General features: G+C 64.3%; 20 protein-coding genes. 2 read left to right on the top strand and 18 right to left on the bottom strand.

All coding sequences use genetic code 11. The features are described 5' to 3' along the window. Positions 1 to 25: 25 nt before the first annotated feature. Together ACSKT0_RS07125 and hflX are read right to left on the bottom strand one after the other, a co-directional pair. The gene (locus tag ACSKT0_RS07125; RefSeq protein ID WP_437773126.1) at positions 26 to 2089 is read right to left on the bottom strand and encodes an ATP-dependent DNA helicase; all 2064 of its coding nucleotides are present in this window, start codon (positions 2087 to 2089) and stop codon (positions 26 to 28) included. After that, positions 2082 to 3644, bottom strand: a complete 1563-nt coding sequence (gene hflX / locus ACSKT0_RS07120; RefSeq protein WP_345449825.1) for a GTPase HflX — start codon at positions 3642 to 3644, stop codon at positions 2082 to 2084. Before hflX ends, ACSKT0_RS07125 begins: the two co-directional genes overlap by 8 nt. 387 nt (positions 3645 to 4031) lie before the next feature. On the opposite strand from hflX, the gene ACSKT0_RS07115 reads away from it, so the two are divergent. Then, complete coding sequence (locus tag ACSKT0_RS07115) at positions 4032 to 4646, top strand: class I SAM-dependent methyltransferase (RefSeq protein ID WP_236816702.1); 615 nt, start codon at positions 4032 to 4034, stop codon at positions 4644 to 4646. On the opposite strand, the gene dapF is transcribed toward ACSKT0_RS07115, so the two are convergent. From dapF to ACSKT0_RS07080, 7 genes are all read right to left on the bottom strand, one after another. Continuing rightward, a complete protein-coding gene (gene dapF, locus ACSKT0_RS07110) occupies positions 4627 to 5595 on the bottom strand; it encodes a diaminopimelate epimerase (RefSeq protein WP_437773125.1) in 969 nt (322 codons plus the stop codon). The two genes, ACSKT0_RS07115 and dapF, sit on opposite strands and share 20 nt — an antisense overlap. Before the next feature lie 31 nt (positions 5596 to 5626). Further along, on the bottom strand, positions 5627 to 6568 hold the full coding sequence (gene miaA / locus ACSKT0_RS07105) for a tRNA (adenosine(37)-N6)-dimethylallyltransferase MiaA (protein WP_437773124.1): 942 nt from the start codon (positions 6566 to 6568) through the stop codon (positions 5627 to 5629). Between the two features lie 6 nt (positions 6569 to 6574). Beyond that, positions 6575 to 8029, bottom strand: coding sequence for a tRNA (N6-isopentenyl adenosine(37)-C2)-methylthiotransferase MiaB (gene miaB, locus ACSKT0_RS07100; RefSeq protein ID WP_437773986.1), 1455 nt, complete (start codon positions 8027 to 8029; stop codon positions 6575 to 6577). 148 nt (positions 8030 to 8177) lie between these two features. After that, positions 8178 to 9449, bottom strand: a complete 1272-nt coding sequence (locus ACSKT0_RS07095; RefSeq protein ID WP_437773123.1) for a lytic transglycosylase domain-containing protein — start codon at positions 9447 to 9449, stop codon at positions 8178 to 8180. A 129-nt stretch (positions 9450 to 9578) separates the two neighbouring features. Beyond that, the gene (locus tag ACSKT0_RS07090) at positions 9579 to 10139 is read right to left on the bottom strand and encodes a regulatory protein RecX (RefSeq protein WP_437773122.1); all 561 of its coding nucleotides are present in this window, start codon (positions 10137 to 10139) and stop codon (positions 9579 to 9581) included. A gap of 46 nt (positions 10140 to 10185) precedes the next feature. Then, positions 10186 to 11235 carry a recombinase RecA gene (gene recA / locus ACSKT0_RS07085; RefSeq protein ID WP_234753124.1) on the bottom strand — a complete coding sequence of 350 codons (1050 nt, stop codon included), beginning with the start codon at positions 11233 to 11235 and terminating at the stop codon, positions 10186 to 10188. A gap of 240 nt (positions 11236 to 11475) precedes the next feature. Next, complete coding sequence (locus tag ACSKT0_RS07080) at positions 11476 to 11715, bottom strand: DUF3046 domain-containing protein (protein WP_437773121.1); 240 nt, start codon at positions 11713 to 11715, stop codon at positions 11476 to 11478. Between the two features lie 41 nt (positions 11716 to 11756). Between ACSKT0_RS07080 and ACSKT0_RS07075 the strand changes: the two genes are divergently transcribed. Then, positions 11757 to 12254 carry a MarR family winged helix-turn-helix transcriptional regulator gene (locus tag ACSKT0_RS07075; RefSeq protein WP_437773120.1) on the top strand — a complete coding sequence of 166 codons (498 nt, stop codon included), beginning with the start codon at positions 11757 to 11759 and terminating at the stop codon, positions 12252 to 12254. Between the two features lie 165 nt (positions 12255 to 12419). Here the strand turns inward: ACSKT0_RS07075 and ACSKT0_RS07070 are convergent, their stop codons facing one another. The 9 genes from ACSKT0_RS07070 to dapB all read right to left on the bottom strand — a co-directional run bounded on the left by ACSKT0_RS07070 (position 12420) and on the right by dapB (position 21570). Continuing rightward, on the bottom strand, positions 12420 to 12872 hold the full coding sequence (locus ACSKT0_RS07070) for a helix-turn-helix domain-containing protein (protein WP_078105673.1): 453 nt from the start codon (positions 12870 to 12872) through the stop codon (positions 12420 to 12422). 132 nt (positions 12873 to 13004) lie between these two features. Beyond that, the gene (locus tag ACSKT0_RS07065) at positions 13005 to 13508 is read right to left on the bottom strand and encodes a CinA family protein (protein ID WP_437773119.1); all 504 of its coding nucleotides are present in this window, start codon (positions 13506 to 13508) and stop codon (positions 13005 to 13007) included. Continuing rightward, positions 13505 to 14035: a CDP-diacylglycerol--glycerol-3-phosphate 3-phosphatidyltransferase gene (gene pgsA / locus ACSKT0_RS07060; RefSeq protein ID WP_437773985.1), complete on the bottom strand. Its 531-nt coding sequence runs from the start codon at positions 14033 to 14035 to the stop codon at positions 13505 to 13507. Before pgsA ends, ACSKT0_RS07065 begins: the two co-directional genes overlap by 4 nt. A gap of 81 nt (positions 14036 to 14116) precedes the next feature. Further along, positions 14117 to 16969, bottom strand: a complete 2853-nt coding sequence (locus ACSKT0_RS07055) for a DNA translocase FtsK (RefSeq protein ID WP_437773118.1) — start codon at positions 16967 to 16969, stop codon at positions 14117 to 14119. 207 nt (positions 16970 to 17176) lie between these two features. Next, complete coding sequence (locus ACSKT0_RS07050; RefSeq protein WP_437773117.1) at positions 17177 to 18868, bottom strand: ribonuclease J; 1692 nt, start codon at positions 18866 to 18868, stop codon at positions 17177 to 17179. Between the two features lie 27 nt (positions 18869 to 18895). Beyond that, on the bottom strand, positions 18896 to 19807 hold the full coding sequence (gene dapA / locus ACSKT0_RS07045) for a 4-hydroxy-tetrahydrodipicolinate synthase (RefSeq protein WP_437773116.1): 912 nt from the start codon (positions 19805 to 19807) through the stop codon (positions 18896 to 18898). A gap of 86 nt (positions 19808 to 19893) precedes the next feature. Then, a complete protein-coding gene (locus ACSKT0_RS07040; RefSeq protein WP_437773115.1) occupies positions 19894 to 20256 on the bottom strand; it encodes a hypothetical protein in 363 nt (120 codons plus the stop codon). A 62-nt stretch (positions 20257 to 20318) separates the two neighbouring features. Continuing rightward, the gene (locus ACSKT0_RS07035) at positions 20319 to 20807 is read right to left on the bottom strand and encodes a hypothetical protein (protein WP_236816689.1); all 489 of its coding nucleotides are present in this window, start codon (positions 20805 to 20807) and stop codon (positions 20319 to 20321) included. Between the two features lie 4 nt (positions 20808 to 20811). Then, on the bottom strand, positions 20812 to 21570 hold the full coding sequence (dapB, locus tag ACSKT0_RS07030; RefSeq protein WP_437773114.1) for a 4-hydroxy-tetrahydrodipicolinate reductase: 759 nt from the start codon (positions 21568 to 21570) through the stop codon (positions 20812 to 20814). Between the last annotated feature and the right edge of the window lie 37 nt (positions 21571 to 21607).

The following is a 21607-nucleotide window of genomic DNA, read 5'->3' as shown; positions in this document are numbered from 1 at the left end:
GGGTCCGCGTGAGCAAGAGCGCGCCTTAAGCCTTGGCTGACTCGGCGTAAAGCCGTTCGAGCGCACCGCGCACCACGGAACGGTCCGTGGTGGGCCAGAAGGGCGGCAACGCTGCCCGCAGGAAGTTTCCGTAGCGCTCCGTCGAAAGCCGCGAATCCAGGACTGCCACGACGCCCTTGTCCCCCGTTGAGCGGATGAGCCGGCCGGCGCCTTGGGCCAGCCGGATGGCGGCGTGCGTTGCCGAAACTGCCATGAAACCGTTGCCTCCGGCCTGCGCCACTGCGCGGGACCGTGCCGTCATCAGGGGATCGTCCGGACGAGGGAACGGGATCCGGTCAATCACCACCAGCCGGCATGAACCGCCCGGAACGTCAACGCCCTGCCAAAGGGACATGGTGCCGAACAGGCACGTGTCTTCCTCCTCGGCAAACTGCCTCACCAACGCGGCCATGGTCGATTCGCCTTGGCACAGGATGTCCACGTCCAGGCGTGAGCGCATCGCTTCCGCCGCCTCCTCCGCCGCACGTCGGGAAGAAAAGAGGCACAAGGCTCCGCCGTGCGAGGCCTTGATGAGCTCTTCAAGTTCGTCAAGCGCTTCGGGAGAGGTCCCTCGCCCCGGCTTGGGCAGGTGCTTGGCGACGTACAGCATGCCTTGCTTCGGGTAGTCGAAGGGCGAGCCTACATCCACGCCGGTCCAGCTGGGGGCGCCTTGGCCAGTCAGGCCCAGTCCTCCGGCTGTGGCCTCGAATGCAGAGCCGATAGCCAAGGTGGCGGAGGTCAAAACCACGGTATGGCCCGCGAAGAGCCCTTCCCGGAGGCGTCCGGCAACGCTGAGCGGCGCGATATTGATAAGAGCAGGCGAATCCTCGTCGGGCGCCGTGTAGCCCTGTTGCGGATCGAAGGTACTGTTCCGGGAAAGCCACACGACTTCCCGGTTTTCCCGGGCTGAGAGCAGCCGTTCGCACAGCTCGAGGATCAACATCAGCCGTGAGCGCGCGAGCTGGCGTCCGCCGTCGACCGTGTTGGACGAATCTCCCTTCGAGTCGGAAAGCGCTGCACGGCAGGCTTCCCGGAGCTGGTCCACGCAATCAAGTTGATCGTCATTGAGCCCGTTGGGCAGGAGGCCCGAGGGCGCACCGATGATCGCGAGTTCCAAGCGGTCCGCGGCGGCGTTCAGGGCGTCCACAGTGATGGCCGTGTGTTTGCGGGCGCTCGAGGCAGCGGCATGGATCATCGCGACGGACAGCTGCCCGGACACAGCCCCGGTCACGCGGTCCTGGAGCTCGTGGGCCTCGTCCACCACGACGACGTCGTATTCGGGCAGCACGGCCAGGCCTTCGAAGGCGCTGACTGCGAGCATCGCGTGATTGGTGACCACGACGTCGGACTCCGCGGCACGGTGGCGGGCCAGCTCGCTGAAGCACTCTTCCGCCATGGGACACTTCTGCGCCCCGAGGCACTCCATCGACGTGACGGATACTTGGCGCCAGGCCCGGTCCGTCACGCCCGGCATCAGTTCGTCCCGGTCCCCCGTCGCCGTCTTCCCGGCCCACTCGCGAAGCCGCAACACTTCCTTGCCGAGCTGCGAGGCAGGCCCGCCGATGGCTGCGGCGAGATGCGGAACGCTCGTGTCCTCGCCGAGGGAGAACAACTGCCCCTCGGCCGGCTCCTCGCTGGGGAACCCGCCCTCAAGCTTGTGCCGGCACACATAGTTGGCCCGGCCCTTGACCAGGGCGATGCTGACCGGGCGCTCCAGCTCAGGATTGATGCTTTCCAGGAGCCGCGGCAAATCCCGGCCTACGATCTGGGTCTGCAAGGCGAGGGTGGCCGTGGACACGAGCGTGGGCTTGTTGCTCTCCATCGCGTGCGCAATCAGCGGAATCAAGTACGCGAGGGACTTGCCCGTGCCCGTGCCAGCCTGGACCAGGAGGTGTTCACCGGTCTCGATCGCCCGCGCCACCTGCCTGGCCATCTGGTGTTGGCCCGTGCGGTTCTGGCCGCCCATGCCGGCAACGGCTTTGTCGAGGAGTTCGAGGGCGGTCCGTTCCCCCACGGTTTCGCCGCGCTCCCCCGCCTCAGGATCAACCATTGTTGACGAACGACTCCAGCTCGGCTGCCAGGTTCTCATGGACCATGGCCACCACGCGGGTGCCTTCCTCCTCATGCTCAAGGCTCAGGATTTCGGCATCGGTGTTGTGCAGCTTGTTGATGAGCTCACCCCGGTTGTACGGGATCAGGACCTCAAGGCGCACGCCAGGGCGCGGGATGGCTTCGCTGATGGCTCCAAGGAGCTCGGCGATACCCTGTCCTGTGCGGGTGGACACGACGACGTGGCGGGGCTCTTTTTGCTTGAGCCGCTCCACGACAAACGGATCCGCGACGTCGGCCTTGTTCAGGACGATGATTTCCGGGATCTTCCGGGCATCCACTTCGCTGAATACCGTGCGGACCGCCGCGATCTGGCCTTCCGGATCGGGATGCGAAACGTCCACCACATGGAGGATCAGATCGGCGTCGGCCACCTCTTCGAGCGTGGAGCGGAAAGCCTCCACAAGTTGGGTGGGCATCGAGCGCACGAAGCCGACGGTGTCCGAGAGGGTGTAGCCGATCCCGTCAGGGGTCTGGGCCTTCCGGACTGTCGGATCCAGGGTGGCGAACAACGCGTTCTCCACGAGGACACCGGCATCCGTCAGGCGGTTGAGCAACGACGACTTTCCGGCGTTCGTGTAACCGGCGATGGCGACCGAAGGAACGGCATTACGACGGCGGTTGGCCCGCTTGGTCTCGCGCGATGGCTTCATCGCGGCTATTTCACGCCGTAGCTTGGCCATGCGCGTGCGGATTCGACGGCGGTCAAGTTCGATCTTCGTTTCACCAGGACCACGGGAACCCATACCGGCGCCGGCACCACCCACCTGGCCACCGGCCTGGCGGGACATGGAATCGCCCCAACCACGCAGGCGCGGCAACAGGTATTCCAACTGTGCAAGCTCAACCTGGGCCTTGCCCTCGCGGCTCTTGGCATGCTGCGCGAAGATGTCGAGGATCAACGTGGTGCGGTCCACCACCTTGACCTTGACGATGTCCTCAAGGCCACGCCGTTGGGATGGAGCCAGTTCGGCGTCGACCACCACGGTGTCCGCGCCGGTGGACATCACAATGTCCTTGAGCTCGATGGCTTTGCCTGAGCCGAGGAACGTTCCGGGGTCCGGCTTCATGCGGCGCTGGACGATCCCGTCCAGGACTTCCGAGCCGGCCGTTTCGGCCAGGGCGGCAAGTTCCCTCAGGGAATTCTCGGCGTCGGCCAGGGTGCCTTCGGTCCACAGGCCTGCCAGCACGACGCGCTCCAGGCGCAGCTGCCGGTATTCGACCTCGGTGACATCTTCAAGTTCCGTGGACAGGCCCGCGGTACGGCCCAAGGCCCGGCGCTCGGCCAGATCCTCTTGATCGCCGTCGTAGATGCTGTGTTCTTCGTCCAGACGGGAAATCGCCTGGGCCTTGCCAAACACGCCCCGGGGTTCGTCGCGGTCCTGGACTATGGCAGGTGCGTCCTTGGAGAGAATCCGGTCGATGACAGCCTGGATTTCTTCAGGACTCATGTCCTGGGCGTCGGAATCGGGTCCGGTGTTCTTCTGCGTGGTCATGGTCTCCTTTAGGGGGTTCGGCATTTCCAGAATAGTGCCGATTCGTCTCTTGTGGCGCGGAATTCGCGCAGGGCTGATGCCTGGCAAGGCTCGGCCGATGGTCTGGGATCTCCATCCGGAACGGTCTGCGCGTATTGCGTGCACAGATCCCAGGAGGGAAGGGGACGATCTGCTGAGTGTCCAGTCGTCAAAAAGCAACGTCTGGAACGGACATGCCAAGGCGGAATGGCGCTGCTATGAAGCAGGCCTGCGTCGCGGGCGGTGCCGGCTACTCAAAGATCAGGAACATGCGGATCAGACTATCAGACCCCGTCAAGCCCGGGTTGGACCGGTTTGTCGCGGTGCGCGGTTTCCCTTGCCCGCTGCTGGCCACTAATCTGGCAAGCTATGGAGTCTGCTCACTATTTCAGCGCACAGCCCGCGGGGCCGTTCACCCGCAAGCCCCTCACGGTGGAACTGGCCGGCGCGACCCGCCGGCTCCAGACATCGGGGGGCATCTTCAGCCCCGACGGGATCGACAAGGGAACAGCGATCCTGCTTTCGGAGGTTCCGCCGCCGGCACCGCAGGGAAATCTGCTGGACATTGGCTGCGGCTGGGGTCCCATTGCGTTGACGATGGGGCTCATGGCGCCGCACGCGCGCGTCCACGCGGTTGATGTCAACGAGCGTTGCGTCACCCTGACCAACGAGAACGCCGCCCTCCTGGAGCTCGGGAATGTCACAGCGAGCCTGCCCGACGACGTCGACCCTGCCGTGATGTTCGACACCATCTGGTCAAACCCGCCCATCCGCATCGGCAAGGATGAACTCCACAATCTGCTGCTCAGGTGGCTGCCGCGGCTCGCTCCGGGTGGAAACGCCTGGCTTGTGGTGCAGAAAAACCTTGGAGCGGACTCGCTTCAGCGTTGGCTGGCCGATACCCTCGACGGTTCTTTCTCGATATCCCGGGAAAGTACGTCGAAATCCTTCCGCGTGCTGCGGATCAGGAAAGCGTCCCGCTAGCGACAATCACGGCGGGGCCGCTGAGCTCCACGTGTTCCCGGCCGCTTTCTCCCGGGAAGAACCGCACGCCGACGACGCCGCCCGGCACCTTGACGCGCCACGTATCGGGAGCGCCTTCCCCGGCCCAGTGGCGGATGGCGACGGCGGCCGCGCAGGCACCGGTGCCGCACGACTGGGTCTCGCCGACGCCGCGTTCGTGGACTCGCATGGTGATGTTGCCTATGCCGTCGTGGACGAGGGGCTCCGCGGGAACCACGAATTCGACGTTGGTGCCGTTGGCCGGCTTGGGATCAACGACTGGAGCCTTGAAGAGCTGCGTGGATCTGAGCTCGGACAGTTCAGCCAATGCCACTACAGTGTGCGGGTTGCCCATGCTGACAGAAAGGGCAGGCCGGGCGACTTCCAGTCCGTCGGCGCTGACGAGGGAGTCCATGGCCTTGCTGGTGGCATCCTTGGGGAAAATGAACTCCCAAGGACCCATGTCCACCGCGAAGCCCTCAGCGGTCCGGCCAATCTTCTTGATGCCGCCGCGCGTCCCGATGGTCAGGGATTCACCGGCGTCGAGCGTGACAAGACCCTGCTCGATCAGGAATTGGACGAAGACGCGGACGCCGTTGCCGCACATCTCGGACAGCGAACCGTCGCCGTTGCGGTAGTCCATGAACCACTCGGCATCAGAGTCTGCTTCGAGCAGCTGAAGGCCTTCGGACAGGAACCGTGAAGGGACTGCCCGGATGAGCCCGTCCCCGCCGATGCCCACGTGGCGGTCACAAAGCGCTGCGACCTGCTCCGGGGAAATCTGGTGCGCGTCTTCGGGGTCCGCGATGAGGACGAAGTCGTTGCCCGTACCGTGCCCCTTGGAGAAGGCCAGGCCGTGAAGACCGGAGGCGGGTACGGCACCGCCGGCAGCGGCAGGCTGCGGGGCGGAAAATGCAAGGGTTTCATCCATGGCTCAAGGCTACCTGCACTAAGGGTTGCGCCTAAATCACCGACGCCGGGCTCGCGCAGATTTCTGCCGCCTTGGCCACCAAATCCGGATCCTGCCAGTCAAGCCAATGGATCCGGGGGTCGGCCCGGAACCAGGTGAGCTGGCGGCGGGCGAATTGGCGGGTGGCGACGATGGTTTCTTCGGCCGCGGTTGCCGCGTCGGACTCGCCGTCGAGGACCCGGAGGAACTGGGCATATCCGAGCGCCCGCGATGCCGTCTTGCCTTGTCGCAGTCCGGCGGCGTCCAGCCGCGCGACCTCTTCAAGAAGTCCCGCATCGACCATCCTCAGGACGCGCTCGGCCAAACGCTCGCGCAGTACTCCGCGGTCGACGTCGAGCCCTATCTGCACGGCCGGCTGGAAGTACTCTCGCTTCGGCATGAACGAGCTGAACGGGCGCCCCGTAAGTTCGAAGACTTCCAGCGCGCGGATGACGCGGCGTGCGTCACCGAGCCTTCCGGCGGACACGGGGTCGACGCGCTGCAGGCGTTCCTGGAGGCCTGGAAGACCGGATGTCTCGTGCTCATGCTCAAGCCGTTGCCGTACGCCTGGGTCCGTGCCGGGAAATTCCAGGACATCCAACGCTGCCCGGACATAAAGGCCGGAGCCGCCCACCAGGATGGCACGCTTGCCTCGGTGATGAATATCGCGGATGGCGGCTCGGCAGTCGGCCTGGAAAGCGGAGACGCTCGCTTCCTCGGTGACATCCATCGTGTCCAGGAGGTGGTGGGGCACTCCCCTGCGTTCAGGGACGCTGATCTTGGCTGTGCCGATATCCATTCCACGGTAGAACTGCATGGCGTCGGCGTTGATGACCTCGCCGTCGATCGCGAGGGCCAGGTGGACGGCGAGATCGGACTTACCGGAACCGGTGGGTCCGACGACGGCGATCACGGGCGGATTCGGATCCGCTGATCCGGCCGGTACTGCTGTCATGCCGGGCTAGCCGCGCCGCACGGGAAGCGACGGCATGCCAAGGGAGACGCCTTTCAGGCTGCCGGACCCGGCCCCCGCGGCACCCGGTGCCGGAGCGCCGCAGGAATCAGCCTGCGAGCGGTCCCAAGCGTCGCCGGCACGGGAGCGCCTCAAGCTGTAGTCCGCCGTCGTCGCCGGATCGGAGACGAGGTGGAAGGCAGCAGCCCCGGTGATCGTCACGGTGACGAAGTCGCCGGGCCTCGGGATCTCTGCGCCCTCGGGCACGGAGAAGTGGACCAGCCGCTGGTCCTGGGAGCGGCCGGACAAGCGATGCGTCTCTTCTGCTTTGCGTCCGGACTGGGCCGTGACCAGGAGTTCAACCCGGCGTCCGAGCTGTTTCCTGTTCTCCTCGGCCGCGATGCGGTCCTGGAGGGCAGTGAGCCGCTCGTAGCGTTCCTGGACAACGGCCTTCGGGAGCTGTTCCGGAAGCTCCGCGGCCGGGGTGCCTGGGCGCTTGGAGTACTGGAAGGTGAAGGCCGAGGCGAAGCGTGACTTCTCGACGACGTCGAGCGTGTCTTGGAAGTCCTCTTCCGTCTCGCCGGGGAAGCCCACGATGATGTCGGTGGTGATCGCGGCGTGGGGAATCTTGTCACGGACCTTGTCCAGGATGCCGAGGAACTTGGTGGAGCGGTAGGAGCGGCGCATGTCCTTGAGGACCTTGTCCGAGCCGGACTGGAGTGGCATGTGCAACTGCGGCATGACGTTGGGGGTCTCGGCCATCGCGTCGATGACGTCGTCAGTGAAGGCAGCCGGGTGCGGGCTCGTGAAGCGGACACGCTCAAGGCCCTCGATGTCGCCGCAGGCGCGCAGCAGTTTGGAGAAAGCCAGGCGGTCCCCGAATTCCACGCCGTAGGAGTTCACGTTCTGGCCAAGCAGGGTGACCTCGACGGCGCCGTCGTCCACCAAGGCCTGGATTTCGGCCAGGATCTCGCCGGGACGGCGGTCCTTTTCCTTGCCGCGGAGCGACGGGACGATGCAGAACGTGCAGGTGTTGTTGCACCCGACGGAGATGGAAACCCATCCCGAGTACACAGAGTCACGCTTGGTCGGCAGGGTGGAGGGAAAGACGTCCAGCGATTCCAGGATTTCGAGCTGTGCCTCGTTGTTGTGACGTGCCCTGTCCAGCAACGCCGGGAGCGCCCCCACATTGTGGGTGCCGAACACGGCATCCACCCACGGAGCCTTGCGCACGATGGTTTCGCGGTCCTTTTGCGCCAGGCATCCGCCCACGGCGATCTGCATGCCCGGATGGGCAGCCTTGACCTGCTTGAGTTCCCCGAGGTTGCCGTAAAGCTTGTTGTCGGCGTTCTCACGAACTGCGCAGGTGTTGAAGACCACCACGTCGGCGACGCCGCCGTCGAAGGGTACGTATCCTGCATCCTCCAGGAGTCCTGCCATGCGCTCGGAGTCATGGACATTCATTTGGCAACCGAAGGTGCGGACCTGGTAGGTGCGCTTCGCACCGTGCTCGGGTGCGGGCTCGCTCACAGGGCCCAGAGCGGGCTGCTGAAGGGGGGCTGGTGCTGGTGCTGCGGAAGGGGAACTCACCAATCTAGGGTAGCCCCTCGGACTAGTACCAGTTGAAGCCCATCTCATGCTGCCAAGCGTTGCAGGGCGAACCATAGCGGTCGCGGATATAGCCGAGGCCCCAATCAATCTGTGTCCGGTAGTTGCTGAGCCAATCGCTGCCTGCCGAATAGTACTTGTCCGGCGGCAGCGCCTGCGCAACACCGTAGGCACCGCTGCTGGGATTGGTGGCATCTGTCATCCAGCTTGATTCCTGGGTCCACAGCTGCGACAGGCACTGCATTTGGTCCTGGCCCCAGCCGTAGGCGCCGAGCCGGGAGGACGCGTATTGCCGTGCGCCTACGGGGTCGTTGACGACGTTTCCCCCGCCACCGCCTCCCCCTACGAAGCCGCCGCCGCTGCTGCCGCCGCTGTTGTTGCTGCTGGCGCCTCCGCCGCTGCTGATGGGCGGCTGGGCGGCTTGCTGTTGCGCCGCCCGCTGGTTGGCTGCCGCCAGGGCGTCGGCTTCAGCCTTGCGCTGTGCCGCCTCCCTCTTGGCCTCCTGGGCAGCCTGATAAGCGGCAAGCGCCACCTGGCCGTCCTGGTATTTCTGCGCGACTGCAGCAGAAGTGGACGTCAAGGACGCGAGCTGGGCGACCATGGTCTTTCGCTGGCCGTCCGTGGCGGCAACGCTGTCTTCGGCCGCGCGCCTCGCAGACTCCGCGGCCTGGGCCTTTGCCGCGGCGTCACTGTCCAACTGGGCCAAGACATCGCGGGCAGCTTGTTCCTGGGCCGTTGCCGCGGCGGATGCCTGCGAAGCGCTCAGCGCATCATCGTGCAGCTTCGCCGTACGATCGAGGACCTTGTTCAGCAAGGCGAAATTTTGAATATTGTCCGGTGCGATGGCGGCATTCGCAAGGGACCAGGGCCCGGGATCGAAGCCGCCCGACTCGTATGCCTTGACCACCAGGGAGGAAGTGGCCTTCTTCAGTGAATCCGCTTTTGCCTTGGCCTGCTGGGACGCCTCCGCCAGTTTCTGCGTGACTGCCTGCTGATGCTGCAAGGCGTCATGGGCCTTCGCGTACTCAGTTCCCGCCTTGATGGCTGCCGCCCCGAGCTCGCCCGACTTCTGTTGAAGACCGGCCAATAACTGGTTGATGCGGTCCACTTCGGCGCTTGCGGCAGCTTCGTTCCCTTGGGCCTGCTGTACCTCTGCCCAGCTGGGGTACCCCGACGGCGGCGCATCGTCGTCCGCGGAAGCCGGGCCTGCTTGGAGAATCGACGCGACAAGCAAGGGCACAATGATTGCCGAAAGCCGTAACGACAACGGATTCATTGGATCTGACCTGCTTCCCGACTCGGAACACTAGTCCAGAACCCTAGCCGAAGACCGCCAAGAAGCCACCCATCCCCGCCGCCCGTGGCAATACTCACAGGCAGCTCTCAGTTACGCCGGCGACGCCGCCTAGCCGACGTCGTCTGCATCACCACCACCGCGCACCCGTGCACCATGGGACTCCGACTCCCCCGACAATGCTTCGTCCAGGACCTCGCCAACAATCCGGAACGCCGCCGATGGTTGGTAGCCCTTACGGGCAAGCATCGACGCGAGCCGCCGGGCTTGCTTGTCCCGCTCGGTCCTGTCGGAAAGGTCTGTTCCGGCCCTCAAACGGCGGGCGACCAGGTCCCTGGCAGCGTTCCGCTCGTCGTCATCGCTCACTTGCGCGAGCGCTTTCTCGGCCGATTCTGCGTCGATGCCTTTGTCCGCCAATTCGCGTCTCAAGGCACCCCGGGCGAGTTTCCTCGACTGCGCACGGCTGCGGACCCACATCTCCGCGAAGTCGGCGTCATCAATGAGCCGGACTTCCTCGAAGCGATCCAGAACGGCTTCAGCCACGTCTTCCGGTACATTCCGTTCAGCCAGTTTGCGCGCAAGCTGAAGCCTGCTCTTGGGTGAATTGGTGAGTTGACGCAGCACAATGGCCCGGGCAACTGCTTCCGGATTGGCTTCAGGGTCTGCTGCCACGGACGAATCCGCAGACGGACCCCAGGACCGGTAGTGGCCCTGACGCTTAGCCGTCAACGGCCTTCAGCTTCGGAGATTTCTCGGCTTCGGCAGGCTTGACTACTCCGACGCCAAGCTTTTCCTTGATCAGCCGCTCAAGGTCCGCTGCCAGCTCAGGGTTGTCGCGCAGGAAGCGGCGGGAGTTCTCCATGCCCTGTCCAAGCTGGTCACCGTCATAGGTGAACCATGAACCGGACTTCTTGATGATGCCGTGCTCGACGCCCATGTCGATGATGCCGCCCTCACGGGAAATGCCCTGGCCGTAGATGATGTCGAACTCCGCGATCTTGAAGGGCGGAGCCATCTTGTTTTTGACGATCTTGGCCTTGGTGCGGTTACCTACCGAATCCGCGCCTTCCTTCAGCGTCTGGATGCGTCGGACGTCGATGCGGATGGAGGCGTAGAACTTCAGGGCCTTACCACCGGTAGTGGTTTCCGGGGAACCGAAGAAAACTCCGATCTTCTCACGGAGCTGGTTGATGAAGATAGCAGTCGTCTTCGTCTGGCTCAGGCGGCCGGTGATCTTACGAAGGGCCTGGCTCATGAGACGGGCCTGGAGGCCGACGTGGGAGTCGCCCATTTCGCCTTCGATTTCAGCGCGGGGAACCAAGGCTGCGACGGAGTCGATGACGATGACGTCCAAGGAGCCTGAGCCGATCAGCATGTCCATGATCTCGAGCGCCTGCTCACCCGTATCCGGCTGCGAAACCAGCAGGGCGTCTGTATCGACGCCCAGTTTTGCAGCATACTCGGGATCGAGGGCGTGCTCGGCGTCGATGAATGCCGCGATGCCGCCCTGGCGCTGGGCGTTGGCCACAGCGTGAAGTGCGACGGTGGTCTTACCCGAGGATTCCGGACCGTAGATTTCGACGACACGGCCACGAGGCAGCCCGCCAATACCAAGAGCGACATCCAAGGCGATGGAACCAGTGGGAATAACTTCGATGGGCGCCCGGACTTCGTCCCCAAGGCGCATGACCGAGCCCTTGCCGAATTGTTTGTCGATCTGGGCAAGCGCTGCCTCGAGCGCCTTCTCACGATCCTGGTTTGCCGCCATGGTTCACACCTCTGATGCTTTCTCGCTGTGGACTGGCCTGAACGGCCGCTTTCCTGTCTCATCCGACGCTAGTACCTGCCGCTGACAATTTTGTGTGCGACTTCGCCTATGTGGACAACTACGGGTGTCGAAAGACACGGAAACCGCTCCGCCAGGATCAATTTTCCTCTGAAAGGAGCATAGCCTCATCCGAACAGATATTCGAACAAATTTGCGGGCGTGTCCGCCAGGAACCGGAACTCAGAACGTTCCGGAACCCTTGCCGGCGGGTTTGATATCCCTGCCGAGACGTCGCTCCGGAGGAACGTCCTGGACGTCGCACAGGGCAAGCCAGACGTCGCGGGGGCTGTAGCCCGCTGCCAAGGCGTCGTTTGCCGTACGGCCGCCGACGCCGGCCAATACAAGGGAGCTGCTGAGGACCCGGGAGTAGCCAGCCCCGAATTCATCGTCCATCAGCCGCCAGAAGTCACTGATCCGCACCAATAGAGTCTCTCATGGGAGCGGACTCTAGAATGGTTGTCATGAGCAACACTCCCGACGACGCGCCAGAGATGGTGGAGGAAGGCGACAACGTCGACGCCGCCCTCCAGCAGGTGGAACACCAGCTGAGCATGTTCTGGCGACGCGCACGATCGCTGTCCCACCAGCTATCCCGGCAGGTCCATCCCGACATGGAACCAGCCGCATACGGACTGCTGTCGATCATCCGGAAGGAGGGTCCGATCCGCCTGACGGAGCTCGCCTCGTGCATCGGCGTCGGGAAGCCTTCAGTGAGCCGCCAGATCGCGTTCCTCGAGAGCATCGGCATGGTCTACAAAGAAGCCGACCCCCAGGATGGCCGCGCCCAATCGATCCGGCTCACCCCCAAAGGCGAAGAAAAGATGCACCAGGTCCAGGACGCACGTCGGCAGGTATTCCGGGAGCGACTGGGTGAGTGGCCCTTGGAAGAAATCCAGACGCTGGCGGACTACATAGAACGGCTCAACGCTGCCTACGGCGAAGGAATCGGCAAGGACTGACCGCGCCAACCCCACAAAAGACCAAAGAAGGAGGGCCTCCATATGGAGGCCCTCCTTCTTGCTTCAAGCATGTGCCGACGTTTCGGCACAGACGTTTCGGCGCAATGGATCCCGCAGCGAGGTCTGAACCTCACGCCGCCAACTGCGTGCCGGCGCCGGGTCCGCCTAGCGGGCTCCGGAGAGCATGCCTTGGGTGAAATCGTCGTTCAGTTCGGCGCTGAGCTCGCGGTCGAGATCGCGGCCGTAGCGCTGGGCGAATTCCTGCGGGACGGTGTCCGGAACAGCGACGCCTTCGGCGACGGCAACCCGGTCACTGACTTCGCGGAGCATGCCGGACAACGGAACGTCCAGAGCCGAGCAGATCGAGGACAGCAGCTCTGAGGATGCTTCCTTCTGGCCGCGCTCCACTTCGCTCAGGTAGCCAAGGGAAACGCGGGCGCTGTGTGAGACTTCGCGGAGCGTACGGCCCTGGCGCTGGCGGACATCGCGCAGGACATCACCAATTTCGTGACGCAGAACAACCATTTTGCGCTCCTTCTGTTCGCTCGGTGCCTTCTCGGCCAAGCCCACATCCTTCCAGCGGACAACGCCGTTTACGGATACGGGCTGCTTAACCATCTGTATCGCCTTGCTCCCTCGTGAGTCCGGTTCACCTTGCCGGTGTACCGGTTGTTTTTTACATCCTAGGCGCCCCGGCCATTCCGGGGCGACACAATGTAACAACTATTGGGCCGCTGTTTTTGTTCCCGGCTACTTTACGTGCGGTAGGTCGGTATGGACAAGGCACTCCAGCAAGCGCTCCAGCGCGGCTGCCGTTGCCTGCGCACGGATACTTGGCCGATCTCCCGGAAAGGAGTAGGCATGCGCTGTGGCTCCGCCCTGGGTGGCGACGCCAATGAAGACCGTGCCAACCGGCTTCCCGTCGTGCGGCAAAGGCCCCGCAACCCCCGTAGTGGAGACCCCGACGTCGGCTCCGCATGCGTGCCTGGCACCGTCGGCCATGGCCGCAGCCACCTCGGCGTCGACGGATCCGACGGCGGAAAGCAGTTCTTCGGACACCCCCAGTATTCCAGCCTTGACCGCGTTCTGATAGGCGACCACCCCTCCCTGGAGCATGCCTGACGCCCCTGGAGTATCAGCGAGGGTGGCGGCAACCATCCCGGCGGTCAGGGATTCCGCGGTCGCCACAGTGATGCCCCGCTCGATGGCGAGGGCGACGGCGGACGCGGCCACCTCGTCAGCGGCGGGGCTCATGCGCGTTTGCCGGCCGCGCGAAGTTTTGCGGCTTCAATCACGTATTCGACGCCGGTCCACACCGTGATGACGAGGGCGACGATCATGACCCAGAAGGCCACGCTGAGGAGCCACGGAGCGAAAGAATTCAGCGGCAGGATGTAAAGGAAGATGGCGACAGTCTGGACGACGGTCTTCAGCTTGCCGGCACGCGAGGCCGGCATCACGCCATAGCGGATGACGAAGAAGCGCAATGCCGTGATGCCCCATTCGCGCACGAGGATGAGGATGGTGATCCACCACGGCAGCTCTCCCAGCGCCGAGAGGAGAACAAGTGCCGAGCCGATCAGCAACTTGTCGGCAATCGGATCCGCGATCTTGCCGAAGTTGGTGACGAGGTTGCGGCTCCGGGCGATGTCGCCGTCGAGCTTGTCCGTATAGATCGCCACGGCGAAGGCCACTACGGCGGCCCAGCGCCAGAGGCCGTGCTGGCTGTTGTCCTCCAGAAGGAACCAGACGAAGAACGGAACCAGGACAATTCGGAGCATCGTCAGGATGTTGGGCAGATTCCAGATATCGGAGCTGCTGGAACCGGCTTTGCTGCCGTCGGATGTAGTCACCCCTCTAGGCTACCGTCCGGTCAACGACCAGGCGTCTTCGCCGCCTTCGTCCTCGTCATCGATGCCATCTGCGCCGTCGTGGTATTCCGTGACCTGCTTGCGGCGCTCGAGATCGGTGGCCACGAGGTCCTCTGCGTAGCCGCCGACAGCGATGTTTGCGTTCGCGTTCTCGCTCAGGGCGGCCGTGTGCGCGTCGGGCGTGGCCGGAGCGTCCTGGCCCTTCATGGCCGCAAGCACGGGCGCGAGGTCGTCGGGCTTGACCAGGACATCGCGGGCCTTGGAACCCTCGGACGGACCCACGACGCCGCGCGACTCCAGCAGGTCCATGAGGCGGCCGGCCTTGGCAAAGCCGACGCGGAGCTTGCGCTGCAGCATCGACGTGGAACCGAACTGGGTGGTGACCACGAGTTCGGTGGCCTGGAGCAGGACCTCGAGATCGTCTCCGATGTCGTCGTCGATCTGCTTCTTCTGCGCCTCGGGCGCGACGTCGTCACGGTAGACGGCCTTGAGTTGCCCCTTGACGTGCTCCACCACACGGTGGATTTCAGACTCCGTGACCCAGGCGCCCTGCACGCGCATCGCCTTGGAGGCGCCCATGGGCAGGAAGAGCGCGTCACCCTGGCCAATGAGCTTTTCCGCGCCGGGCTGGTCCAGGACCACACGGGAGTCGGTGACAGAGGACGTGGCGAACGCCATACGCGACGGGACGTTCGCCTTGATCAAGCCGGTGACGACGTCGACGGAAGGACGCTGGGTGGCCAGGACCAGGTGGATGCCGGCGGCACGGGCGAGCTGGGTGATGCGGACAATCGAGTCTTCGACATCGCGCGGGGCCACCATCATGAGGTCGGCGAGCTCATCCACGATCACCAGCAAGTAAGGGTAGGGCTTGATGATGCGCTTGGAGTCAACCGGCGGAACCACCTTGCCGGCGCGGACAGCCTTGTTGAAATCGTCGATGTGCTTGAAGCCGTAGTTGGCGAGATCGTCGTAGCGGGCATCCATTTCGCGCACTACCCACTGAAGTGCCTCGGCAGCTTTCTTGGGGTTGGTGATGATGGGCGTGATGAGGTGCGGAACACCCTCGTACGCGGTCAGTTCGACGCGTTTGGGGTCCACCATGACCATGCGGACCTCGTCGGGCGTCGCGCGCATCAGGATCGACGTGATCATGGAGTTCACGAACGACGACTTGCCGGCACCCGTAGCACCCGCCACGAGCAAGTGGGGCATCTTGGCGAGGTTCGCGACGACGTAGCCGCCCTCGACGTCCTTGCCGACGCCCATCACCATGGGGTGGTCGGTCCGCCGCGCGTTCTGGCTGCGCAGGACGTCGCCGAGGGACACAGTTTCGCGGTCCGTGTTGGGGATTTCGATGCCGATGGCCGACTTGCCCGGGATGGGGCTAAGGATACGTACGTCGCTCGATGCCACGGCGTAGGAGATGTTCTTGGACAACGCCGTGACGCGCTCCACCTTGGTACCGGAGGCGAGTTCGATCTCGTAACGGGTCACGGTTGGCCCCCGGCTAAAGCCGGTGACAGTAGCGTCCACGTTGAACTGTTGCAAGGTGTCCGTCAGGGCGGCCACGACGGCGTCGTTCGCTTCCGTGCGTTCCTTCGGGATGGAACCGGGCGTCAGGTTGTCCGAGGACGGCAGGGTGTAGGTGACGTCCCCGGCAAGCGAAAGTTGCTCGGTGCGTTGCGGGATCGGCGTCGGGGGTGGTGGCGGACTGACGGGCGCCGAAGGCACGATGACCGGGGGGACGACGGCGGTCGGCACGACCAGGGGGATCGCTTCGGTCGCGTTGTCGGCAACCGCCTTCGGGTTTCCAAGTCCCTGCGCGGCCTTGATCTTCTCGACGGCGATTTCGGCCTGCGTCGGCCTGCGAACTCCGGGCGGAACTGCCGGCCCGCCCTTTGCGGGAGGGGCATCGTCGTCGACGATTGCGTGTTCGAAGGCCTCGTCGCCTACATAGCCCTCAAGCGTGGGGTCGTCGTCGTGATCCTTGCCGAAGAAGCGCTTGCGGCGCTTCTTCTTCGGTTCAACGGCCGCCTCGTTTTCGTAGAGGTAGCTGCGGTCGTGGGAATCGCCGCGCTGCGCGTCGGCATCCACCAAATCAACGCCCATGAGGTGCTCGTAGGCGCCGCGGATACGCCGGGGTATGGCGCCGAACGGCGTGGCCGTGACAATCAGGAGGGAGACGAACGCCAAGGCGCCGTAGACGATGACAGGCACTGCGGGGTGGATGGCGGCAAGAGGCGAGGCTGCGAGGAAACCGAGCATCCCGCCCGCGCGCCGGAGGCCTTCGAAGCCATCGGCGACAGTCGGCTGGCCCCCGATGATGTGGGCCAGTCCGGTCCCGGCGAACGTCATGATCAGGAAGCCGATGCCCACACGGTTGTTTCCACGGCTGTCCCACGGCTGCCGGAAGAGCCGGAAAGCGCAGACGAAAAGCATGAGCGGAAGAAGCAGGGATACCCAGCCGAAGGTTCCGTTGACGATGCTGTAGACAACGTCCGGGAACCAGCCCTTGAATCCCCACCAGGCGAAGGTTGCTATGAAGACACCGAGGGCCAGGTTGAAAAGCGCGGCGCCATCCCTGCGGTCCGCGGGATCAAGGTCACTGACGTCGTAGCCGATCCGGCGGACGCCCGCGCCCACCACGTGCCCGATTCCCAGCCAGACGCCGGCAAGCGCGCGCAGGATCCACGGCTGTTGGGGTTCGACGACGGCGGCCTGCTTGCCGCGGGCCGTGCCTGTGCCGCTCCGGCCGGTCTTAGCCGGGGTCCGGCCGCTGCCCGAGCCGCCGGATTTGCTGTTGGAGCTGCCTCTAGGCGCGGAGGTGGTACGAGTCGCCATATCGGCCACGCTACCCCAACCCGTCCGGAAACCCGCGGATTTCAGGGGCGCGGAGGAACCATGTTGCCCCTGTTGGACAATCTGCGGATCCGGCATGGAGTCGGGTTGGTCCTGAAACACGAACGGCCCGGTTCGCGTGAACCGGGCCGTTCGGAGCCTGACACCGATGCCTGTGCCGGCGCCGCCTGCAGGACTATGCCTGCGGGATTAAGCTTCCAAGACCAACGGGATGATCATGGGGCGCCGGCGAAGCTTGCGGTTGACCCACGTGCCGATCACACGACGCACCACTTGCTGGAGCTGGTGGGTGGTGTGTTCCGCGTGGTGGAGCACTGCGTCTTCGAGGGCTGCGTTGATCTTGGGGATGATCTCGTCAAAGACAGAATCGTCCTCGGCGACGCCGCGGGCGTGGATTTCCGGGCCCGAGACGATCTTGCCGGTGGTCCGGTTGATCACGGTGATAACGGAGATGAAGCCCTCGTCGCCGAGGATCCTGCGGTCCTTGAGGTCGGCGTCGGTGATTTCACCCACGCTGGAGCCGTCCACGTAGACGAAGCCCACTTCCACCTGGCCCACCACATTGGCTTTGTGGTCCCTGACGTCAATGACCGTGCCGTTGTCGCTGAGGATGACTCGGTCCGAAGGGACGCCGGAGTCCTCCGCCAGGTTGCCGTTGGCGATGAGGTGGCGCATTTCGCCGTGCACAGGCATCGCGTTGAGGGGCTTGAGGATGTTGTAGCAGTAGAGCAGTTCGCCCGCAGCGGCGTGGCCGGAGACGTGCACTTTGGCGTTGCCCTTGTGAACGACGTCGGCGCCAAGCTTGAGCAAGCCGTTGATGATCCGGTAGACAGCGTTCTCGTTGCCGGGGATGAGGCTCGAGGCCAGGATGACGGTATCGCCCTGGCCGACCACCACGCGGTGGTCTCCGTTGGCCATCCGGGACAGGGCCGCCATGGGTTCACCCTGCGAGCCTGTGGACATGAGAACCACGCGGTGGTCCGGAAGGTTGTCGATGTTCTTGATGTCCACGAGGATTCCCGGCGGGACGTCAAGGTAGCCCAGTTTCGCGGCGATAGCCATGTTGCGCACCATGGAACGGCCCACGAAGGCGACATTGCGGCCATGCTTGGCGGCGGCGTCGAGCACTTGCTGGACCCGGTGCACGTGCGAGGAGAAGGACGCAACGATGATGCGCTTCTTGGCTTGGCCGAACAAGCGGTCCAGGGTGGGACCGATTTCCTTTTCCGCCGTCGTGAAGCCGGGGACGTCCGCGTTGGTGGAGTCGGCCATGAATAGGTCCACCCCTTCTTCGCCCAGGCGGGCGAAGTGGCGAAGGTCCGTGATGCGGCCGTCCAGCGGCAATTGGTCCATCTTGAAATCGCCCGTGTGCAGCACATTGCCGCCCACGGTGCGGATGAACACCGCCAAGGCGTCCGGAATGGAGTGGTTGACGGCAACGAATTCGCATTCGAAGGGGCCGAACTGCTCCACCTGTCCTTCGGCGACCGTGAGCGTGTACGGCTTGATCCGGTGTTCCTGGAGCTTGGCCTCGACGAGGGCAAGCGTCAGCTGGGAACCGACCAACGGCAGGTCCGGACGCAGGCGAAGAAGGTACGGCACAGCGCCGATGTGGTCTTCGTGGCCGTGCGTCAGGACGATGGCAACGACGTCGTCCAACCTGTCCTCGATATACGAGAAATCGGGCAGGATCAGGTCGACACCCGGCTGGGTCTCTTCAGGGAAGAGAACGCCGCAGTCAACTACCAGCAGCTTGCCGTTGATTTCGAATACGGCCATGTTGCGGCCGATCTCCCCCAGCCCGCCAAGGGGCACAATCCGGAGTGTTCCCTGCGGAAGTTTGGGCGGGGTGACAAGTCCGGGAAGGGCGGTTTGGGTCATAATGCGCTACTTTCCGGCGGAATCGTTCTAGACAGTGAAGTCCATTCCAGCTTCCGCCAAGTCCTCGCGGATGATTGCGATCTCGGCGGCGTCCGGCTCCACGAGGGGCAAACGGACAACCGAGTTGGGCAGGACTCCCTGCCATTTAAGAATTTGTTTGGCGGCGACGGCGCCTTGGACCCGGGTCATGGTTGCGCGGATCACGGGCTCGAGTTCGAAGTTGATCTTGCGTGCCGTGCCAAGGTCGTTCGAGTTGATGGCGTCGATGAGCTCACGGAAACGGCGGGTAACGACGTGGGTGGTGACGCCAATCAGGCCTACCGCACCCATGGCCATCCACTGGAGGGTCAGGCCGTCGTCCCCCGAGTAGAAGAGGAGGTCGGTTTCGGCCATGACGCGGGTGGCCGCGGCGAAGTCGGCTTTGGCATCCTTGACCGCAACGATGTTGGGGTGGGCGGCCAGGCCGATCATGGTCTCCGGCGTGATCTGAATGGAGGAGCGTCCGGGAATGTCATAGAGCATGACGGGGAGCTCGGTGGCGGACGCAATGGCCTCGAAGTGGGCGCGGACGCCGGCCTGGCTCGGCTTGTTGTAGTACGGAGTGACGATCAGGAGTCCGTCGACGCCGAGCTTCGCGGCTTCCTGGGAGAGGTGCACCGAGTGCGCGGTGTCGTTGGTTCCGGTTCCCGCGATGATGGCCGCGCGACCGCCTACGGCTTCCTTCACGGCGCGGAACATGCCGAGGTTTTCCTCATCGGTGAGCGTGGATGTCTCCCCGGTTGTTCCGGTGACGACCAAGCCATCGCAGCCGTCGTCAACAAGCTTGACTGCCAGTTCCGCTGCCTGCTTGTAGTCAACTTCGCCGTCCTTGGTGAACGGGGTGACCATGGCGGTCAGAAGGGTACCGAGAGCAGGAACGTTCGCACGAGAGTCAGACATATGAAAAACGTTACCCTGTCAGCTGCGGGTTAGGAGAATGGGGCCCGCGTGATTGTCGTCAAATTCAACTAAATGGGAGCAAGGCCTCAGGCTGAGGCGTCGCTATGGCGCCCGGGCTTGGCTGGCGCCTCCGGCGAGCAGTACAGCGCAACCGCTGACTCCCGCAAGCGGTCTGCCCATGCTCCCAGCCGCTGGGCGGCCCGCACATAGTCGAACAATTCAACGGGGGTCAACGATTCGAGGTCAGTCTCCTCGAGCCGCCTGGCGAGTTCGGCGCCCGGCTGCTGTTCGCCCAGAACGGTTCCCTCGCGCCGCCACTGCACATCTTCAGGCGGCTCCCCTGCCACAAGCTGCCGGAAGAGGAAATCGACGACGCCCGGGCTCATCGCCTTCATGGGCCCATCCAGGCCTTGGGGATAGCCGTTCGGCCGCTTCGAAGGATCGTTCATGCAGCCATGGTATTCGAACATATATTCGAACACAAGGTGTGTCTCCTTCTTGGCGGCAGCCGCTACCGCTCCGCTGCGGTGGGCTCAGTGCGGAAGAGGCGCACGGCGTCGCGCATGGATTCCCTTGCGCGCTTGCGGTCGCCCGCGGCATCGTAGGCGCAACTGAGCCGGAACCAGGAACGCCAGTCCTCGGGGGCGGCCTCGGCCTCCACGCGGTACTTCTCAAACTCGGCGTCCGCGGCGGCACGCACGATGCGGCCTCCCGGTGTGCGGGGCAAGTTGTCCACGGGCAGCCCGCCTTCGGCTTCGAGCACCTTCGCCATCTTCTCCGTGCGCGCACCGAACACGAGCTCGCGGATCAGCGCCCACGCTCCGATGATGGGAAGCACCAAGTAGGCAGCGCCGATTCCCTTGGCTACCAGGTTCGCGTCACTGAGAAGCAGTATCGAGCGCTCGAAGGTGACCACGAGGTAAAGAACCAACAACAAGGTGACGGCACCCACCCAGATCTTGGTGCGGTTCTGCTTGAATGCGTTCCAGAGCGAGCCCATGTGCCTACAGCCCCAGATCCAGATAGCCGTCCAGGCCGACCGTCAGCCCGGGGTGGGACGCCACATTACGCAGACCCAGCAACACGCCGGGCATGAAGGACGCCCGGTCGAAGGAATCGTGGCGGATGGTCAGTTGCTCTCCCGGCCCGCCGAGGAGCACTTCCTGATGTGCCACGAGTCCCCGCAAGCGAACGCTGTGGACTCGGACGCCATCTACATCGCAACCACGGGCACCGTCAAGGGCGGTGTTCGTGGCATCCGGGCTCGCGGGGACTCCGGCTTCTTCGCGGGCGGCGGCAATGAGTTGGGCCGTGCGGACGGCTGTGCCCGAGGGAGCATCAACCTTGTTCGGGTGGTGCAACTCGATGATTTCCACCGATTCGAAATACTTGGAGGCCTTGGCGGCGAAGGCCGAGGCGAGGACGGAGCCGAGGGCGAAGTTGGGGGCGATAAGGACGCCTGCCTCCGGGTTCGCCGCAAGCAAGCCGCGCAAGGCCGCGAGCCGCGCCGCGTCCCAACCGGTGGTGCCGACAACAGCGTGCATGCCGTGTTCGACGGCGAAGCGGACGTTCGCTTCGGTGCTGTCCGGAACGGTCAGGTCGACGACATACTTGGCGCCGGCGTCGAGCAGGATATCAAGGGAATCGCCGCGGCCGAGGGCCGCGACGAGCTTCATGTCGGCGGCTGCCTCCACCGCCTTGACGGCTTCGATACCCATGCGGCCCTGGGCGCCGAGCACGGCGACAGCAAGTTGTTCGGTCATGCCCTTAACCCTACCGGGCGACGCGTACCGGGATTGC

The organism is Arthrobacter sp. KNU40, assembly GCF_051515115.1.
Taxonomy (GTDB): Bacteria; Actinomycetota; Actinomycetes; order Actinomycetales; family Micrococcaceae; genus Arthrobacter.
Note: the sequence above shows the minus strand (reverse complement) of the source record. Positions and strands in the feature narration are given on the sequence as shown.

Coding starts and splice junctions, on each gene's coding strand:
- ACSKT0_RS07125 (WP_437773126.1), bottom strand. CDS start 2,089: ATGGTTGATCCTGAGGCGGGGGAGCGCGGCGAAACCGTGGGGGAACGG.
- hflX (WP_345449825.1), bottom strand. CDS start 3,644: ATGACCACGCAGAAGAACACCGGACCCGATTCCGACGCCCAGGACATG.
- ACSKT0_RS07115 (WP_236816702.1), top strand. CDS start 4,032: ATGGAGTCTGCTCACTATTTCAGCGCACAGCCCGCGGGGCCGTTCACC.
- dapF (WP_437773125.1), bottom strand. CDS start 5,595: ATGGATGAAACCCTTGCATTTTCCGCCCCGCAGCCTGCCGCTGCCGGC.
- miaA (WP_437773124.1), bottom strand. CDS start 6,568: ATGACAGCAGTACCGGCCGGATCAGCGGATCCGAATCCGCCCGTGATC.
- miaB (WP_437773986.1), bottom strand. CDS start 8,029: ATGAATGTCCATGACTCCGAGCGCATGGCAGGACTCCTGGAGGATGCA.
- ACSKT0_RS07095 (WP_437773123.1), bottom strand. CDS start 9,449: ATGAATCCGTTGTCGTTACGGCTTTCGGCAATCATTGTGCCCTTGCTT.
- recA (WP_234753124.1), bottom strand. CDS start 11,235: ATGGCGGCAAACCAGGATCGTGAGAAGGCGCTCGAGGCAGCGCTTGCC.
- ACSKT0_RS07075 (WP_437773120.1), top strand. CDS start 11,757: ATGAGCAACACTCCCGACGACGCGCCAGAGATGGTGGAGGAAGGCGAC.
- ACSKT0_RS07070 (WP_078105673.1), bottom strand. CDS start 12,872: ATGGTTAAGCAGCCCGTATCCGTAAACGGCGTTGTCCGCTGGAAGGAT.
- ACSKT0_RS07065 (WP_437773119.1), bottom strand. CDS start 13,508: ATGAGCCCCGCCGCTGACGAGGTGGCCGCGTCCGCCGTCGCCCTCGCC.
- pgsA (WP_437773985.1), bottom strand. CDS start 14,035: ATGCTCCGAATTGTCCTGGTTCCGTTCTTCGTCTGGTTCCTTCTGGAG.
- ACSKT0_RS07055 (WP_437773118.1), bottom strand. CDS start 16,969: ATGGCGACTCGTACCACCTCCGCGCCTAGAGGCAGCTCCAACAGCAAA.
- ACSKT0_RS07050 (WP_437773117.1), bottom strand. CDS start 18,868: ATGACCCAAACCGCCCTTCCCGGACTTGTCACCCCGCCCAAACTTCCG.
- dapA (WP_437773116.1), bottom strand. CDS start 19,807: ATGTCTGACTCTCGTGCGAACGTTCCTGCTCTCGGTACCCTTCTGACC.
- ACSKT0_RS07040 (WP_437773115.1), bottom strand. CDS start 20,256: ATGAACGATCCTTCGAAGCGGCCGAACGGCTATCCCCAAGGCCTGGAT.
- ACSKT0_RS07035 (WP_236816689.1), bottom strand. CDS start 20,807: ATGGGCTCGCTCTGGAACGCATTCAAGCAGAACCGCACCAAGATCTGG.
- dapB (WP_437773114.1), bottom strand. CDS start 21,570: ATGACCGAACAACTTGCTGTCGCCGTGCTCGGCGCCCAGGGCCGCATG.